This is a genomic window from Microlunatus phosphovorus NM-1, assembly GCF_000270245.1.
Classification (GTDB): domain Bacteria; phylum Actinomycetota; class Actinomycetes; order Propionibacteriales; family Propionibacteriaceae; genus Microlunatus; species Microlunatus phosphovorus.
The window spans coordinates 4,608,471-4,624,713 of the sequence record NC_015635.1; the positions used below are offsets into that span (position 1 = coordinate 4,608,471).

The window sequence follows — 16,243 nt, forward strand, 5'->3', positions numbered from 1 at the left end:
CCCCGAAATCAACGTCGCAGGTCGCTCAGACGTTCCCGATCGGCAGACCTGCTGCCTCCAGCGCAGCGACCAGGCCGGCGACCTCGGCCTCGGTCGCCACCGGCATCGGCGAACGCAGCAGGCCGTTGCCGTATCCCTGTAGCCGCAGACCGGCCTTGACCAGGATGCAGCCTTGGGTGGCGAAGACGCCAGTGAAGATCGGCAGCAGCTTCCGGTGCCAGGCCAGGGCGCCGGCCACGTCACCGCCCAGATAGGCCTCGATCAACGACCGCATCCCGACTGCGCTGAAGTGAGTCGAGGTGCCGACCACCCCGACCGCGCCGATCGAGAGCAGTGGCAGCGTCATGCCATCATCGCCGGAGTAGTAGGCCAGATCGGTGGCGGCCAGCACCTTCGCCGACGCCTGGAGATCGCCCTTGGCATCCTTCACCGCGACGATCCGCGGGTGCTCGGCCAGCCGGAGCATGGTGTCGGTGGCGATCGGAACGCCCGCGCGATGCGGGATGTCGTACAGCATGATCGGCAGCTCGGATGCGTCGGCCACGGCCGTGAAGTGCATCAGCACACCGCTTTGCGGCGGCCGCGAGTAGTAAGGGGTGACGACCAGCAGTCCGGCCGCGCCGTCCTGGGCCGCCGCCGCGGCCAGCGTTCGAGTGTGCTCGGTGCTGAACGTGCCGACCCCGGCCAGGACGGTGCTGCGGTCCCCGACTGCGGCCACGACAACCCGGAGCAACTCGCTCTTCTCCGCGTCGGTGGTGGTCGGCGACTCCCCGGTCGTCCCGCTGATCACCAATCCGTCGTTCCCCAGCTCGTCGACCAGGTACGTCGCCAGCGCCGCAGCACCGTCGTAGTCGACCTTCCCCTCGTCGGTGAACGGGGTCACCATCGCCGTGAGCAGGCGTCCGAACGGAGGCGCGGGGGTCATTGAGGCATCCTAACCGTGGAATTTGTCGTCTAAGCCAGGCGATCACTGGTCAAACAATAGAAGTTACTGCATCCGGAGCCGACTCCCGTGAGTCGGTCGCCGGCCCGTGACCGCCTGCTGCAACCACATGTTATTGCCCCGGCGCCTGCTTCAGCCGGCAACCACTAGGCTTGACGTCCGTGACCGCCGTACCTGTCAAGACCCCTGTGAAGTCCGCTCCCAAGGCCGCGTCCTGGGCGTACGCGGAGGATCTCGTCGCCGAGTCCGAAGCCGCCGCCGAAGCACGCGCGGCTGCCGCGCCCCTGGGCGTCGCACCGCTGGGCCGGGGCACCGCGAGCGCATTGACGTTCTTGGCGTCCGTGGTCCACGCCAAGGCGGTCGTGGAGATCGGCACCGGATCCGGGGTTTCCGGGCTGGCCCTGTTCGCCGGCATGAAGCCGGACGGCATCCTCACCAGCATCGACATCGAGCCGGAGCACCAACGGGTCGCCCGGAAGGCGTTCCTGTCGGTCGGCATCCCGACCCAGCGCTTCCGGTTGATCGCCGGCGCCGCGTTGAATGTGCTCCCCCGGCTCAGCGACGGGGCGTACGACCTGGTCTTCATCGACGCCGACAAGGTCGAATACCCCGCGTACGTGGAGCAGGGCGTACGACTGCTGCGTCCCGGCGGCATCCTGGCCGTCGACAACGCGCTGTGGCACGACCGCACCGCCGACCCCAGCAACGACGACGACGAGACCATCGCCATCCGCGACGCGCTGAGCATGGTCACCGACGACGAGAGCCTGCGCCCCGCCCTGCTCCCCGTCGGCGACGGCCTCCTGGTCGCCGTCAAGCTCTGACGCCAGCCCACCCCGATCTGCTCGATCTTGTCGGTTCTGCTCTATCTCTAGGTAGTGCAGCGCCGACAAACCCGAGCAGATCCGGCGGCCCTCCAGACCCTCACCCCGCCTGGGGAAAGCGCTTGGCGCGGTCGAATGCACGGAGGATCCGATCCTCGATGACCTGTGGAGTCCACAGGTCATCCCAGGTCCACCGCACGACCTGCCAGCCCTGATCTCGGATGGCGTCCTCGCGCAGCTTCTCGCGGAGCACGGCCTCCTCGATCGTCTCTCCCGGGCGGAGGAATCGTCCGTACTTCACCTTTCCGTCGAACTCCCCGACGGTACGCCGTTCCAGCCAGGCGAAGTCGCACCGGCCGACCAACTGGCCGCAGTGGTCGAGCACCTCGTACTGCAGCGTGGGTGCCGGCACGGGCATCCGCTGGATCCTGATCCGGCTGAACGACTCACCAACGCTCTCACTTCGTCCATCGGCGAACGCGAGCACTCTGCGTGCCTGTGGTGCTCCCAACCACGACCTGGCTTGCTCGACGCTCTCCGCGAGCTGCCCGACATCGGCACCGAGCGCGAGTCCGCCATCAGCGACGGCGACCGCTTGCTCGTACGACGCGGTCCGTGCGAGATCCACGACCGTACGAGCAAGGGAAGTCACCGGGTGACCGTCGATGACCCCACGATCGAGGTCTCTCAGCGGTGAGCCATGCACCCGTAGGGCAGGGCGGACCGCCCCGCCACCTCGTCGGTCACGGGTCACGTGGACGGTCTCCGTCATCGCCGGAAATAGTGGCAGCCGATGAAGGGCGGCAGCCGACCCATGACTCAGCGCTGCCCTCGGATGCAGTTGCGGCATGGTGCCATCGATCAGCTGGAGGTGTCGGGTCCGCAGCGCCCACGGGTCGGCAGCGTCAGCAACGCCGGACGCCCGGAGATAGGCACCTCGGCGTAGCCGGATGAGCTCGCCTCGGCGGACCATTCGGGCCACCTCGTCGCTCGTCACCCCAAGCCGCCGGAAGTCACTGGCAAGAATCACGTTGTTGTCCATGCAGGACAGCCGACCCGTTGTGGCAGCCCAAACGCCAACCCGACGTCGGGGTTATCCACAGATAGTGGACAACTTTCTTCGCGGTCACGTACGCGGATCTTGGCGCCCGCCACGATCTGCTCGATCTTGTCGGATCTGCACCATCTACAGATAGAGCGACGCCAACAAGATCGAGCAGATCCCGGGTCGAAAGCACGGGTACGGCCGCGTGACGACCAGCGCCGAACTACCGCCGGACGGTGATGCCTTTGCCGACCACGGTGATGCCGCCGTCGGAGATGGTGTAGCCGCGGGCACGGTCCTCGTCGAGATCGACGCCCACGGTCGCACCGGCCTCGACCAGCACGTTCTTGTCGAGGATGGCGCGCTCGATCACCGCGCCCTCGCCGATCCGGGCGTTCTCGAAGATCACCGACTGACGGATGTTGGCGTTGTTGGCCACCCGGACATTCGGGGACAGCACGGACTGGTCGATCCGCCCTCCGGAGATGATGCAACCTGGGCTGACGATCGAGTCCGTGGCGGTGCCGTTGAGGGTGAACTTGGCACCCGGCAACTGCGGCATATTGCTCCAGATCGGCCACCTGGTGTTGTAGAGGTTGAACACCGGGTCGACCGAGACCAGATCCATGTGAGCCTCGTGGTAGGCATCGACCGAGCCGACGTCACGCCAGTACGCCTTGTCGCGCTCCCCCGTGCCCGGCACGTCGTTCTTGGTGAAGTCGTAGACCTGGGCGTTTCCTTGGGACACGAAGCTCGGAATGATGTCGCCGCCCATGTCATGACGTGAGTCGAGGTTCGACGAGTCCGCGAACAGCGCCTCCACCAGGGCCTCGCAGGTGAAGATGTAGTTGCCCATCGAGGCGAACGACGCATTCGGGTCGTCCGGCAGCCCGGGCGGATCGGCAGGTTTCTCCAGGAACTCCTTGATCTTGTTGTCCTCGCCCGCATCGATCACTCCGAAGGCGCTCGCCTGCTCGCGTGGCACCCGGATGCCGGCCACCGTGCAGTCGAGACCACCCTCGATGTGCGCGTCCAGCATCTGCGAGACGTCCATCCGGTAGATGTTGTCCGCACCGAACACCACCACGTAGTCGGGATTCTCGTCGACGAACAGGTTCATCGACTGGAAGATCGCATCGGCGCTGCCCTGGTACCACCGGGGGCCGAGGCGCTGCTGCGCCGGCACCGGGGTCACATAGTTGCCGAGCAGTGTCGACATCCGCCAGGTCAGCGAGATGTGCCGGTCGAGCGAGTGGGACTTGTACTGGGTCAGGACGGCGATCTGTCGCATCTCGGCGTTGGCGAGATTGGACAGCACGAAGTCGATCAGTCGATAGGTCCCGCCGAAGGGGACGGCGGGCTTGGCGCGGTCCTTCGTGAGCGGCATCAGCCGTTTGCCTTCGCCGCCGGCCAGGACGATCGCAAGAACCTTGGGACGCGAGGTTGCCATGTGTTGAAACCTATCCTTGCTCGACGCCAATGCCGGGACCGGTGCCCGGATCCGGATTCAACCTAGGCGCTTCCACGGTCGGGCGACAAGCGGCCAAGCACGTGTCTCGTGCCGACGGTGATCACCGTCCGGTCAGCACCCCGGTCGGGGCTCGCGCTCACAAGATCAGCGGTCCCTTTTCGACACCGTACGGGCTGTGCAACGATGCCCAGCATGAGCCCAGCGAACGGTGACCGTCTCAGCATCTCGTTGTTCACCCGGGAGTACCCGCCCTCGATCTACGGCGGCGCCGGCGTGCACGTCGCCCAACTCGTCCCCCAGTTGCGCAAGCTGATCGATGTCGACGTGCAGTGCATGGGCGAGCCTCGCGAAGGGGCGACCGCCCACCCGGAGACCTATCCCGAGGGAGCCAACGCCGCCCTGCGCGTCTTCGGAGCCGACCTGGCGATGGCGGCCGCTGTGCCGCAGGTCGATCTGATCCACTCCCACACCTGGTACGCGAATCTGGGCGGCATGCTCGGCGCGATGTTCCAGGACATCCCGCACGTGACCACCGCGCACTCGCTGGAGCCGCACCGTCCATGGAAGGCCGAGCAGCTCGGCGGCGGCTACCGGCTGTCGTCCTGGGCGGAGCGCACCGCCTTCGAGGCCGCCGACGCGGTGATCGCGGTGAGTGCCGGGATGCGCACCGACACCCTGGACTCGTACCGAGACCTGGATCCGGCCAAGGTGCATGTGGTCCGCAACGGCATCGACACCGACGAGTTCGCCCCCGACGCGGGCACCGACATCGTGACCGATCTCGGGATCGACCTCGACAAGCCGTCCGTGGTCTTCGTCGGGCGGATCACCCGGCAGAAGGGGCTGATCCACCTGGTCCGGGCTGCCGAGTATCTCGACCCGGACACCCAGCTCGTGCTGCTGGCCGGCGCCCCCGACACCCCCGAGATCGCGCAGCAGATCGGCGATGCGTTCGCGACGGTCGAGGCGAAGCGGGGCAACGTGATCTGGATCGAGAAGATGCTGCCGCGGGCACAGGTCCGGCAGGTGCTCTCGCATGCGACGGTGTTCGCCTGCCCGTCGGTGTACGAGCCGCTCGGCATCGTCAACCTCGAGGCGATGGCCTGCGAGACCGCCGTGGTCGCCTCGGCGGTCGGCGGCATCCCCGAGGTCGTCGTCGACGGCGAGACCGGCTATCTGGTGCCCTACGATCCGGCCCAGGCCGATGACCCCGCGGCCGTCGCCGAGTTCGAGCAGGGCATGGCGACCAAGATCAACGAGTTGACCCGGGATCCGGATCGTGCGTCAGCTTTCGGACTGGCGGGTCGGCAGCGGTGCATCGACGAGTTCTCCTGGGCCAAGATCGCCGCGGAGACCGTCGACGTCTACCGTGCCGCGATCGCCGCACACGCCGGCTGAAACTCGATCCTGCGGCTTCGGTCATGAGCTGGCCTCGATCATGATCGGGCCGAATCGGTACGCCGATCGGGTCGAGGGCGGTCTGGTCCTGGCCGACGAGATCGTGCGTACGGTCGAACCGTCCCTGCTCACGAGTGATCCAGGCGGCGCGGGTCTCGGAGCGGTCAGCCCGGTCGTGCTCGCCCTGCCGCGAGGAGGCGTACCCGTCGCCGCTCCGGTCGCACAGGCTCTCGGGGTCCCGCTGTCAGTGCTGGTGGTACGCAAGCTCGGCGCACCCGGGCAGCCCGAACTGGCCATCGGGGCGATTGCCGCGATCGGTGACCGGGTCGAACAGGTGATCAACACCGACTGGGTGCGTCAACTGGGCTTGTCCGATCGTCGGCTGTCCCGTCTGATCGACCGCGAGACCGCCGTGCTGCAGAGCCGGGTCGCGGCGTTCGGTTCGGCGCCACCGGTCGCCGGGCGCGTGGTGATCGTCGTGGACGACGGGCTGGCCACCGGGGCCACCATGCGCGCCGCCGTGGCGGCCGTCCGCCGGGCCGGCGCATCGTTGGTGATCGCAGCTGCGCCGGTCGGCGCGGCAGAAGCCTGCCACGATCTGGAGCAGTTGGCCGACCTGGTGGTCTGCCCGCGCCGCCCTGACCCGTTCCGCGCGGTCGGTGAGCACTATCGAGACTTCACCCAGACAACCGACTCCGAGGTGCTCGAGATCCTCGGCCGCTCCGGTCCCTGACCTCATCGTCGTTCCGAGACGAATCTTGCGGCCGCTCCGGTCGCCCGGATCCGACTCCTCGACCCGGCCCCGATCCCGACTTCGCACCATTTCGGTCTACCCCGCATGGGGTGTACCCGGTGCGCAGTCGCATGAAATGGTGCGAAGTGGGAGACGGACCGCTCCGGTAACCAGAGCGTGGGAGACGGACCGCTCCGGTAACCAGAGCGTGGGAGACGGAATCGCTCAGGCGACGGGAAGCTCCTCGCCGTCGGTCATGGCCACCAGATCGGCGTACGTGAGCGGGAAGACCGCGTGCGGGATGCCACCACCGACCCACAGCTGGTCGTACGCCGCCAGGTCGACGTCGATGATGGTCCGGATGGGGCGCGGGTGACCGAACGGCGCCACACCGCCGATCGGCTGGGACGTGTGTTCGCGGACGAACTCCGCGCTGGCCCGTTTGATGGTGACGCCGATCCGACTACCGAGGTCACGGATGTTCACCCGATGCGCGCCGCTGGTCATCACCATCAAGGGTTCACCGTCACCGGTGGTGAAGACCAACGAGTTCGCAATGGCGCCGACCTCGCAGCCGATCTGGTCAGCAGCTGCCTGCGCTGTCGGAGCGGCGTCCTCGAGGATCCACACCCGGCCCGGGAGACCGTTCTCGGCGAGGATCGCGTTGATCTTCTCCACGCTGGGATGTACGGCGGCGGTCGACATGGCGAGCATCCTGACATGCCCCAGCACAGAACATGCAGAACGGCCCCCCGCATGTCTGCGGGAGGCCGTTCACTCGTCGTGGTGCCAGGACTAGCCGACTACCTCTTGCAGCGCGCCGGCGAGCTCGGCGGCCTCATCGGCGTTGAGTTCGACAACCAATCGGCCACCCCCTTCGAGCGGGACTCGCATGACGATTCCCCGACCCTCCTTGGTGACCTCCATCGGGCCGTCACCCGTCCGCGGCTTCATGGCAGCCATGTGCGCATCCTCATCTGTCGTCTTCCAGAACTATCGACACCGATTATTCCGTACTCGACCAACTTTCGCCTATGCGGGTCACGAGATCAGACACCAGGCTCCTATAGTCCACACATGCCTGGGGATTCTGTGCTGGTCGAACGTCTCGGCGGGGTCGGACTGGTCCGGCTGAATCGCCCGGACGCTCTGAACGCTCTGGACCTGGCGACCAAGCAGTTGTTGCTGACCTCGTTGCAGGATCTCGCCGCGGATCGCGGCATCCGCTGCGTGGTGCTCACTGGGTCGGGGCGAGCGTTCTGTGTCGGCCAGGACCTTCGGGAGCACGCCGTCGACCTCGAGCAGGCCGGCGCCGACGAAGTGTTGAGCACCGTTGCCGAGCACTACAACCCGATCGCGACCCTGCTGCACACGATGGACAAGCCGGTGATCGCCGCGGTCAACGGGATCGCCGCCGGGGCTGGTGCCTCGCTGGCATTCCTGGCCGACTATCGGATCGTGGCAGAGAGTGCCGGCTTCAACCTGGCGTTCGCGCAGATCGGGTTGAGCTGTGACACCGGTTGCTCCTGGACACTCCCCCGCCTGGTCGGTCCCACGGTCGCCTTCCGGCTGCTCTATCTGGGTGGCACGATCTCGGCCGAGGAGTCGCTGCGACTCGGCATTGCCTCGGAGGTCGTGCCCGACACCGAGTTCGACGATCGAGCAACCGAACTCGCCGCACGCCTTGCGGCAGGTCCGACGCAAGCGTACGCAGCGATCCGGCAGGCACTGGCGTACGCGGCGAGCAACACGCTGACGGATGCGCTGGCTCGCGAGGCTGAGCTGATGCAGCGTACCGGGGCTACCCCGGATCATCGCCGCGCAGTGGATGCCTTCTTGGCGAAGCAGCCGCCCACCTTCACCGGTCAGCGCAGCTGAGCCTGCCTAAGGCACGCAAGCTGCTCAGGAAGCCGGCTCGCATCACCGGCGTCAGCAGACCGGCCAGCCGGGTGACCACCCGCCCGCCGACCACGTCGACGATCTCAGTGCACCGCACCTCAGTCCCGTGAGCCGCCGGCACCAGCTCGAAGGCACCAGGTCCGGTGAAGTACGGACCGAGGTGCAGCACCTCCAACAGGCCCGGCTCGGCCGCGGTCGGCGGACGCCAGGCCGTGACGATGAAGCGATCGAGCAGGCCCGCGGGAAACCTGCCGAGCCACCAACCGGAGAGCGCGTCGCAGCGGACACCCAGACCCGAGGTCCGCTCGCCTACCACCCGCACGGTGGTGACCGGGATCCAACGCCGCTGCCCGATCCAGTCGACCAGCACGTCCCAGACCGCCGCCGGAGGTGCCGGAATCCCATGGCTGACGCGCAGCTCGAGACTCACCTGAGGTATTCGACCTTGGGTTCGCCGCCTGGTTCCGTTCCCGGTGGCACCTGGTGCGTCGACCCATCGCCGGCCGGCCCTTCGTCACCGGATGCTTTGTCCGACTGGTACTCGATCCCGTGCTCGACCAGCAGAGCCTCGAGGTCGGCGATCCGCCGGTCCCGTTCGGCGACCTCGCCGCTGAGCCGATCCAGCACGTCGTCCACCTGGCTCATCGCATAACCGCGCACCGCAACCCCGAATCGAAGTCGTCGCAGATCCTCCCCGGTCAAGTCGCGATCAATGGGCAGATCCTGACGGAAGACGTCCCGCGTCGGCTCTGCCGGCATCGATCCCAGCCCTCCTGCCGCCACGATGGCGGCGACCCCGAGCGCAGCCACGACGACCACGGCGATGAACCATTCCACGCCTCGATCCTGCCACGCCAACCCGTACCGTCGTGGCCTGCCGAGCTCGCCGACCTCCCCAGCCCGTCTTCTGTTCCGTGGTCCCCCTCCTGGGGGGACCACGGAACAAGACCGTGCGGCCGGCGTGGACTCAGCGAGGGTCGCGGGAGGCGCGCATGATGGCGACGGCCTCGTCGACATCGTCGGTGACCTGCATCAGTTGGGCATCGGGCTCGGAGATGCATCCGTAGTCGAGCACCGAGTCGCGGATCCAGTCCACCAGTCCCTGCCAGTAGTGGCTGCCGAACAGCACCACCGGGAACGAGGTCACCTTGCGGGTCTGGACCAGCGTGAGCGCCTCGAAAAGCTCGTCGAAGGTGCCGAAGCCGCCGGGCAGCACCACGAAGCCCTGCGCGTACTTCACGAACATCGTCTTCCTGGCGAAGAAGTAGCGGAAGTTGATGCCGAGGTTGACGTAGTCGTTGAGGCCCTGTTCGAACGGCAGCTCGATGCCGAGCCCGACCGATCGCCCGCCCGCCTCGGCAGCCCCTTTGTTGGCCGCTTCCATGATCCCCGGGCCGCCACCGGTGATCACCGTGAAACCCGACTGCGCCAACTGCCGCCCCAACTCGACCGCGGCGGCGTAGCTCCAGTGGTCGGGAGCCGTCCGCGCCGAACCGAACACACTGATCGCCGGTCCGAGCTCGGCCAGGGTGCCGAATCCCTCGACGAACTCGGTCTGGATCCGCATCACCCGCCACGGATCGGTGTGCACCCAATCCGTCGGTCCACGGGAGTCGAGCAACCGCTGGTCGGTCGTGGTCCCTGGCACCTGGTCGTCGGTACGTAGCACTGGTCCCTGGAAGGACCGAACCCGCCGCTTCCCCCGGGTGATGGGGATCTCCTCACTCACCCGGCTGACCCTAGTACCCGCTCACCCCGCACCCTCACAGCTGCTCGATCTTGTCGGTTCTGCTCGATCTGCAGGTAGTGCAGATCCAACAAGATCGAGCAGATCCCAGAGTGAGCCGGGCAACTAGCCCAGCCAGGCGAGCAGCGCGTCCCGGCAGCGGTAGACCTCCGCCGCCGGGCAGAACTCGTCGTCGGCGTGGGCCTTGCTCGGGTTTCCCGGACCGAAGTTGACCGCCGGGATGCCCATCTCGGCGAAGCGGGCCACGTCGGTCCAGCCGAACTTCGCGCTGGCCTCGGCCCCGACAGCAGCCAAGAACTCCGCCGCGGCGGGCTGGTCGAGCCCCGGCCGAGCGCCGATCGCGACGTCGGTCACCGTCAACTCGAAACCGGGCAGCACATCACGGACGTACGCCTCGGCTTCGGCAGCGGACTTGTCCGGCGCGAACCGATAGTTGATCTCCACCCGGCAGCGATCCGGGATGACGTTGCCCGCGATGCCGCCGCTGATCGAGACCGCGTTCAGACCCTCGCGATAGGTCAGGCCGTCGACCTCGACCTGAGCCGGCACGTGATCGGCAAGCAGGTGTAGCAAGGCACCCGCGTCGTGGATCGCGTTGTGACCCATCCAGGCTCGAGCCGAGTGCGCTGCTCGGCCGGTCAGTTCGCAGGCCAGCCGCATCGTGCCCTGGCAGCCACCCTCGATCTGGGCACTGGTCGGCTCGCACAGCACAGCGAAATCGCCGGTCAGCAACTCAGGGCGCTCCCGGCCGATCCGGCCCAGTCCGTTGAGCTCCGCCTCGACCTCCTCGTTGTCGTAGAAGATCCAGGTGAGGTCGCGTTGCGGTGCAGTCAGGGCAGCCGCACACACCAGTTGAACGGCGACGCCACCCTTCATGTCGCAGGCCCCGCGGCCCCAGATCTCCAAGTCAGCGCCCGCACCCTCTCGCCAGTGCGGCACATTCGACGCGATCGGCACCGTGTCGAGGTGGCCGGCAATCACCACCCGACCGGCCCGACCCAGGTGGGTGCGGGCGATCACCACGTTCCCGTCGCGGATGACCTCCAGATGGCCGTACGCGCGGAGGGCCTGGTCGACCGTGTCCGCGATCCGCCGCTCGGTGCCGCTGACCGACTCGATGTCGATCAAGGTCGCCAGCAGCTCGACCGGATCGGAGGTGAGATCGAGCACCGGGGTTTCCAGCAACGGTTCAGGCATGATCCGCACCTTACCGACGCCGGTATCCTCGGCGCATGAGTGCGCCTGCCCCCACCGTGAACCCGGCCGACTCGACGCCCACCGAAACGCGGTCTGCCGCCGGTTGGGGTGTGGTGACCGTGCACGCCTCCGGCGCATTGGACGCCTGGTTCCCCGAGCCCCGGCTGGGCTCCGATCCAGGTGAGCTGCCGGTCGGCATCGATCAGCTGATCGGGTCTGATCCGCTTCGCGAGGTCCGGACCGAGCTGACCTCGATCACGATCGACCTCGACGCGCCCCCGGCCGACACCGTGGACGCCTACCTGCGGCTGCATCTGCTCAGCCACCGGCTCGTCCAGCCCCGCTCGATCAATCTGGACGGCGTCTTCGGGGCGCTGCCGAACGTGGTCTGGACCTCCGCAGGTCCCTGCGCGGTCGCCGGATTCGAAAGCGTACGACTGGGGCTACGCGCCAAGCACGGTCAGGTCACCGTCTACGGCGTCGACAAATTCCCGCGGATGGTCGACTACGTGCTGCCGAGCGGTGTACGGATCGCCGACGCCGACCGAGTGCGACTGGGCGCTCATCTGGCGGCCGGCACCACCGTGATGCATGAGGGCTTCGTCAACTTCAACGCCGGCACCCTGGGCACCTCGATGGTGGAGGGCCGGATTTCCGCCGGAGTGATCGTGGGTGCGGATTCCGACATCGGCGGCGGCGCCTCGATCATGGGCACCCTGTCCGGTGGCGGCAAGCAGCAGATCTCGGTCGGCGAGCGCTGCCTGCTGGGGGCCAACGCGGGCATCGGTATCTCCCTCGGTGACGACTGCATCGTCGAGGCCGGGCTCTATGTCACGGCCGCGACAAAGGTCAGCCTGCCGGGCGGTCAGGTGGTCAAGGCCGCCGAGTTGTCCGGGCAGAGCGGACTGCTCTACATCCGCAACTCGGTGAGTGGCGCCATCGAGGTACGTCGACGGGCCGGCCAGGCCGTCGAGCTGAACGCCGTGCTGCACGCCAACTGAGGCGGGGCAGCCAGTCACCGTGCCTTCTCGCAACGCCCGCTTCGGCGGCTGCGTCATCGTCGGCGTCCTGCTGCTCGCCGCAGTAGTCGCCCTCGCGGTCGGCGGATTCTCCTGGATCGCCGGGAAGTGGCAGCCCGCACCGGTGCCCGGCAAGCAGCGCTGCGTGGCGACCGCCGGGGCCAACTCGACGGCCGTCAGCCTGGAGCAGGCGCACTACGCGTCGATCATCGCCGGATTGTCGGTGAAGCGCGGACTGCCACCGCGGGCGGCGTCGATCGCGCTCGCCACCGCCTACCAGGAGTCCGGAATCCGCAATCTCGACTATGGTGACCGAGACTCCGTCGGGCTGTTCCAGCAGCGCCCGTCGCAAGGCTGGGGCACCGAGAAGCAGCTGATGGATCCGCACTATGCCGCAGGCAAGTTCTACAACGCCTTGGTGAAGGTCTCGAACTGGCAGACCCGCGATATCACCGAGGTCGCCCAGAAGGTGCAGATCTCCGGCCATCCGGAGGCATACCGCGATCATGAGGCCGATGCCAGGGTGCTGGCCAGCACCCTGACCGGCCAGACTCCGGCCGGGTTCACCTGCCTGGACCGGACCGGGGCCGACGGCGACGCGAAGGGACTCCGCTCGGCGCTGACCGTGACCTTCGGGTCGGCGGCGAAGGCCTCCGCGGAGGGGAAGGTCTTGACGATCACCGCCGAGTCGAAGGACGACGCGTGGGCGTACGGCTCCTTCGCGGTCGCGAACTCCGCCCAGTACGGCACTGTGCAGGTGGTGGTCGGCAACAAGCAGTGGAACACCAACGCCAAGAAGCTGCCGGATTGGGTGGCTGCCGAGGATCCCTTGTATCCCAAGCAGGTGAGGATCACCGTCCGCTGAGAAGCCGCGAGCACGAGCAACGAATCAAGATCAACCACCCGACCCAAACCAGAAGGACCACAGTCATGCGCATCCTCCTCGTCGGCGCGTCCGGCACCCTCGGCACCGCAGTCGCCGACGCGCTCCGCGTCGACGCCGAGCTGATCACCGCCTCCCGCCATGGAGACCATCCGGTTGACATCACGGATCCGGACAGCATCGCCGCTCTGCTCGAGAGCATCGGCACGGTCGATGCCATTGCCTGCAGCGCCGGAGTGACCCCGTTCAAGCCGCTGACCGAGCTCACCCGGGCCGACTATCTGGCCGGGCTGACCGACAAGCTCCTCGGCCAGATCGAGCTCGTCAGCCAAGGCATCGACCATCTCAGCGATGGCGGCAGCTTCACCCTGGTCAGCGGGGTGCTGGCCTACGATCCGATCGTCACCGGAGCGGTCGCCGCCACCGTCAACGGCGCCCTCGACGCGTTCGTCCGAGCAGCTGCCATCGAGCTGCCGCGCGGGTTGCGGATCAACGCGGTGAGCGCGACGGTCTTCGAAGAAGCTTGGGACGCGTACGCCGACTACTTCCCCGGCCACAAGCCCGTTGCCGTCGCTGAAGCCGGCCGAGCGTATGTGAAGTCGGTCCGCGGCCGCCAGACCGGCCAGATCTACCGCGTCGGCTACTGATCCGAACCTTCCCCGGCAGATCGTCCGATCTGGAATACCCTAGGGGGGTATAATGCTCAGGGTGGAGTGCGGCGAACAAGCCATGGCCGCCGAACGTCTCGACTGAGCTTGAGGACCAGATGAGCGACCACCAGCAGCACAGCAACCCCGACCACGTCACGCACGACGAGCACGCCGGCCACCAGCACCACGGTCAACCTGCCGATCAGGCGGGCCATCCCGCCGCCCCGACCGGGCAACCCACCCGTGGTGGGCACTCAGAGCACGGCGGGGACGCCGGTCATGGCGGTCATGGGGATCACGTCGGCCAGTTCCGCCGGTTGTTCTGGATCATGCTGGTGGTGGCGGTCCCGGTGATCGTGTTCTCGGGCATGTTCGCCATGCTGTTGGGCTATCAGCTGCCCGCTCCGTCATGGATCGGCTGGATCTCGCCGGTGCTCGGCACCGTCATGTATGCCTGGGGTGGGAAGCCGTTCCTGACCGGTGCGATAGGCGAGATCAAGGGTCGGCAGCCGGGGATGATGCTGTTGATCGCGCTGGCGATCACGGTCGCCTTCCTCGCCTCCTGGGGCGCCAGCCTCGGCGTGCTGCACCACGAGCTGGACTTCTGGTGGGAGCTGGCGCTGCTGATCGTGATCATGCTGCTCGGTCACTGGATCGAGATGCGATCCCTGGCCCAGACCACCTCCGCGCTCGACTCGCTGGCCGCGCTGTTGCCGGACGAGGCCGAACGGGTGAGCGGCGACGGCACCGAGCTGGTCGCACCCGCCGATCTCCGGCTCGGTGACGTGGTCGTGGTCCGGCCAGGTGGCCGGGTCCCGGCCGACGGCAGCATCCGGTCCGGCTCGGCCAGCATGGACGAGTCGATGATCACCGGCGAGTCGAAGCCGGTCCACCGCGGCGAAGGCGACCCGGTCGTCGCCGGCACTGTCGCGACCGACTCCGGACTACGGGTGGAGATCACCGCCGTCGGCGAGGACACCGCCCTGGCCGGCATCCGACGGCTGGTCAGCGACGCGCAGAGTTCCTCCTCTCGGGCGCAGCGGATCGCCGACCGGGCCGCGGCGTTGCTGTTCTGGTTCGCACTGGGCGCCGGCGCGATCACAGCGATCGTATGGACCCTGGTCGGGCTGCCCGACGAGGGTGTGGTCCGCACCATCACAGTGCTGGTGATCGCCTGCCCGCACGCTCTGGGTCTGGCCATTCCACTGGTGGTCTCGATCGCCACCGAGCGCGCCGCCCGCGGCGGCGTCCTGGTCAAGGACCGGCTCGCGCTGGAATCGATGCGGACCGTCGACACGGTGCTGTTCGACAAGACCGGCACGCTCACCAAGGGCCAACCCACGGTGACCGCGATCGAGCCGATCCCCGGCGGGGAGTGGAGTGCAGGTGAGGTGCTGCGGCTGGCGGCGAGCGCCGAAGCCGACTCCGAGCACCCACTGGCCAAGGCCATCGTGGGCGCCGCCGGGCAGCGCGACCTGGGCCTCAGCCCGGCCAACGACTTCAGCTCCTCCCCTGCTGTGGGTGTCACCGCGACCGTCGACGGCCATCGGGTTCACGTCGGTGGACCGAATCTGCTGCAGGAGCAGGGGGCCGACGAACTGCCGATCGCCGACCAGTGGCGTACCGACGGTGCGATCATCCTGCATGTGCTGGTCGACGACCGGGTGGCCGGTGCACTCCGGCTGGCCGATGAGATCCGCAGCGAGTCCCGGCAGTCCGTCGCAGCGCTGCACGAGCGCAACGTCCAGGTGGTGATGATCACCGGCGACGCCGAGGCCGTCGCCGCATCGGTGGCGGCCGAGCTGGGCATCAACCGCTACTTCGCCGGCGTACGTCCAGAGGACAAGGCGGGCAAGGTCCAGCAGCTCCAGCACGAAGGCCGGCGGGTGGCCATGGTCGGGGACGGCGTCAACGACGCACCTGCACTGGCGCAGGCCGATGTCGGGATTGCGATCGGTGCCGGCACTGACGTGGCGATCGCCTCCGCCGGGGTGATCCTGGCCAGCGACAACCCGCGGTCGGTGCTCTCGGTGATCGAGTTGTCCAAGGCCAGCTACCGCAAGATGAAGCAGAACCTGTGGTGGGCGGCCGGCTACAACCTGATCTCGGTCCCGCTTGCCGCTGGGGTCTTGGCTCCGATCGGATTCGTGCTGCCCATGTCAGTCGGGGCGATACTCATGTCGCTGTCCACGATCGTCGTCGCCGCCAACGCCCAGCTGCTGCGCAGGCTGGACCTTCGGCCCGACACGATCGTGCCGGACCGGCACCGACCAACAGCCCCACCCGGCGTACGCGCCCTGAGATCGACGAGGCGTCCCCAGCGATGACCCGCTGCCACCTCTGGGTCGAGCATGACGACCTTGTCGGATACCCCATAGGGGTATAAGGTAGAGATACCCCCGAGGGGTACGAGAGACATTTGCCAGAAGGGAAC

Annotated in this window: 17 protein-coding genes; 8 read left to right on the forward strand and 9 right to left on the reverse strand. The window is 67.6% G+C overall.

What is annotated here, in order from left to right; all coding sequences use genetic code 11:
* Positions 1-25 precede the first annotated feature (25 nt).
* Positions 26-925, reverse strand: a complete 900-nt coding sequence (gene dapA / locus MLP_RS20780) for a 4-hydroxy-tetrahydrodipicolinate synthase (protein WP_013865145.1) — start codon at positions 923-925, stop codon at positions 26-28.
* 179 nt (positions 926-1,104) lie between these two features.
* Here dapA and MLP_RS20785 point away from each other — a divergent pair, with 179 nt between their 5' ends.
* On the forward strand, positions 1,105-1,767 hold the full coding sequence (locus tag MLP_RS20785) for an O-methyltransferase (protein WP_013865146.1): 663 nt from the start codon (positions 1,105-1,107) through the stop codon (positions 1,765-1,767).
* A gap of 100 nt (positions 1,768-1,867) precedes the next feature.
* Here MLP_RS20785 and MLP_RS20790 read toward each other — a convergent pair whose 3' ends face one another.
* Both MLP_RS20790 and glgC read right to left on the reverse strand, forming a co-directional pair.
* A complete protein-coding gene (locus tag MLP_RS20790; protein WP_013865147.1) occupies positions 1,868-2,809 on the reverse strand; it encodes a type IV toxin-antitoxin system AbiEi family antitoxin domain-containing protein in 942 nt (313 codons plus the stop codon).
* A 226-nt stretch (positions 2,810-3,035) separates the two neighbouring features.
* The gene (glgC, locus tag MLP_RS20795; RefSeq protein WP_013865148.1) at positions 3,036-4,262 is read right to left on the reverse strand and encodes a glucose-1-phosphate adenylyltransferase; all 1,227 of its coding nucleotides are present in this window, start codon (positions 4,260-4,262) and stop codon (positions 3,036-3,038) included.
* Positions 4,263-4,475: 213 nt separating this feature from the next.
* Between glgC and glgA the strand changes: the two genes are divergently transcribed.
* Both glgA and MLP_RS20805 read left to right on the forward strand, forming a co-directional pair.
* On the forward strand, positions 4,476-5,681 hold the full coding sequence (gene glgA, locus MLP_RS20800) for a glycogen synthase (RefSeq protein ID WP_041790405.1): 1,206 nt from the start codon (positions 4,476-4,478) through the stop codon (positions 5,679-5,681).
* A 40-nt stretch (positions 5,682-5,721) separates the two neighbouring features.
* Entirely contained in the window at positions 5,722-6,414 is a 693-nt protein-coding gene (locus MLP_RS20805) for a phosphoribosyltransferase (RefSeq protein ID WP_041793132.1), read from the forward strand.
* A gap of 225 nt (positions 6,415-6,639) precedes the next feature.
* Here the strand turns inward: MLP_RS20805 and MLP_RS20810 are convergent, their stop codons facing one another.
* Entirely contained in the window at positions 6,640-7,119 is a 480-nt protein-coding gene (locus MLP_RS20810) for a YbaK/EbsC family protein (protein ID WP_013865152.1), read from the reverse strand.
* Positions 7,120-7,209: 90 nt separating this feature from the next.
* Positions 7,210-7,377: a DUF3117 domain-containing protein gene (locus MLP_RS27060; protein ID WP_013865153.1), complete on the reverse strand. Its 168-nt coding sequence runs from the start codon at positions 7,375-7,377 to the stop codon at positions 7,210-7,212.
* A 114-nt stretch (positions 7,378-7,491) separates the two neighbouring features.
* Between MLP_RS27060 and MLP_RS20815 the strand changes: the two genes are divergently transcribed.
* Positions 7,492-8,292, forward strand: coding sequence for an enoyl-CoA hydratase/isomerase family protein (locus MLP_RS20815; protein ID WP_013865154.1), 801 nt, complete (start codon positions 7,492-7,494; stop codon positions 8,290-8,292).
* On the opposite strand, the gene MLP_RS26705 is transcribed toward MLP_RS20815, so the two are convergent.
* From MLP_RS26705 to dapE, 4 genes are all read right to left on the reverse strand, one after another.
* The gene (locus MLP_RS26705) at positions 8,273-8,743 is read right to left on the reverse strand and encodes an SRPBCC family protein (protein WP_013865155.1); all 471 of its coding nucleotides are present in this window, start codon (positions 8,741-8,743) and stop codon (positions 8,273-8,275) included. The genes MLP_RS20815 and MLP_RS26705 overlap by 20 nt on opposite strands.
* On the reverse strand, positions 8,740-9,150 hold the full coding sequence (locus MLP_RS28150; protein WP_013865156.1) for a DivIVA domain-containing protein: 411 nt from the start codon (positions 9,148-9,150) through the stop codon (positions 8,740-8,742). The genes MLP_RS26705 and MLP_RS28150 overlap by 4 nt, the downstream gene beginning before the upstream one ends.
* Positions 9,151-9,280: 130 nt before the next feature.
* Entirely contained in the window at positions 9,281-10,042 is a 762-nt protein-coding gene (locus MLP_RS20830; protein ID WP_013865157.1) for an LOG family protein, read from the reverse strand.
* 123 nt (positions 10,043-10,165) lie between these two features.
* Positions 10,166-11,257 (reverse strand): succinyl-diaminopimelate desuccinylase, encoded by a 1,092-nt coding sequence (gene dapE, locus MLP_RS20835; RefSeq protein ID WP_013865158.1) that lies wholly within the window; start codon positions 11,255-11,257, stop codon positions 10,166-10,168.
* Positions 11,258-11,292: 35 nt separating this feature from the next.
* Here dapE and dapD point away from each other — a divergent pair, with 35 nt between their 5' ends.
* The 4 genes from dapD (at position 11,293) to MLP_RS20855 (ending at position 16,136) form a co-directional block, all read left to right on the forward strand.
* Positions 11,293-12,258, forward strand: coding sequence for a 2,3,4,5-tetrahydropyridine-2,6-dicarboxylate N-succinyltransferase (dapD, locus tag MLP_RS20840; RefSeq protein WP_013865159.1), 966 nt, complete (start codon positions 11,293-11,295; stop codon positions 12,256-12,258).
* A 19-nt stretch (positions 12,259-12,277) separates the two neighbouring features.
* Positions 12,278-13,141 (forward strand): hypothetical protein, encoded by an 864-nt coding sequence (locus MLP_RS29350; RefSeq protein WP_013865160.1) that lies wholly within the window; start codon positions 12,278-12,280, stop codon positions 13,139-13,141.
* A 65-nt stretch (positions 13,142-13,206) separates the two neighbouring features.
* Positions 13,207-13,806 (forward strand): short chain dehydrogenase, encoded by a 600-nt coding sequence (locus MLP_RS20850; RefSeq protein WP_013865161.1) that lies wholly within the window; start codon positions 13,207-13,209, stop codon positions 13,804-13,806.
* Positions 13,807-13,925: 119 nt separating this feature from the next.
* A complete protein-coding gene (locus tag MLP_RS20855; RefSeq protein WP_013865162.1) occupies positions 13,926-16,136 on the forward strand; it encodes a heavy metal translocating P-type ATPase in 2,211 nt (736 codons plus the stop codon).
* The last annotated feature ends 107 nt before the right edge of the window (positions 16,137-16,243 follow it).

Coding starts and splice junctions, on each gene's coding strand:
- dapA (WP_013865145.1), bottom strand. CDS start 925: ATGACCCCCGCGCCTCCGTTCGGACGCCTGCTCACGGCGATGGTGACC.
- MLP_RS20790 (WP_013865147.1), bottom strand. CDS start 2,809: ATGGACAACAACGTGATTCTTGCCAGTGACTTCCGGCGGCTTGGGGTG.
- glgC (WP_013865148.1), bottom strand. CDS start 4,262: ATGGCAACCTCGCGTCCCAAGGTTCTTGCGATCGTCCTGGCCGGCGGC.
- glgA (WP_041790405.1), top strand. CDS start 4,476: ATGAGCCCAGCGAACGGTGACCGTCTCAGCATCTCGTTGTTCACCCGG.
- MLP_RS20805 (WP_041793132.1), top strand. CDS start 5,722: ATGATCGGGCCGAATCGGTACGCCGATCGGGTCGAGGGCGGTCTGGTC.
- MLP_RS20810 (WP_013865152.1), bottom strand. CDS start 7,119: ATGTCGACCGCCGCCGTACATCCCAGCGTGGAGAAGATCAACGCGATC.
- MLP_RS27060 (WP_013865153.1), bottom strand. CDS start 7,377: ATGGCTGCCATGAAGCCGCGGACGGGTGACGGCCCGATGGAGGTCACC.
- MLP_RS20815 (WP_013865154.1), top strand. CDS start 7,492: ATGCCTGGGGATTCTGTGCTGGTCGAACGTCTCGGCGGGGTCGGACTG.
- dapE (WP_013865158.1), bottom strand. CDS start 11,257: ATGCCTGAACCGTTGCTGGAAACCCCGGTGCTCGATCTCACCTCCGAT.
- dapD (WP_013865159.1), top strand. CDS start 11,293: ATGAGTGCGCCTGCCCCCACCGTGAACCCGGCCGACTCGACGCCCACC.
- MLP_RS20850 (WP_013865161.1), top strand. CDS start 13,207: ATGCGCATCCTCCTCGTCGGCGCGTCCGGCACCCTCGGCACCGCAGTC.
- MLP_RS20855 (WP_013865162.1), top strand. CDS start 13,926: ATGAGCGACCACCAGCAGCACAGCAACCCCGACCACGTCACGCACGAC.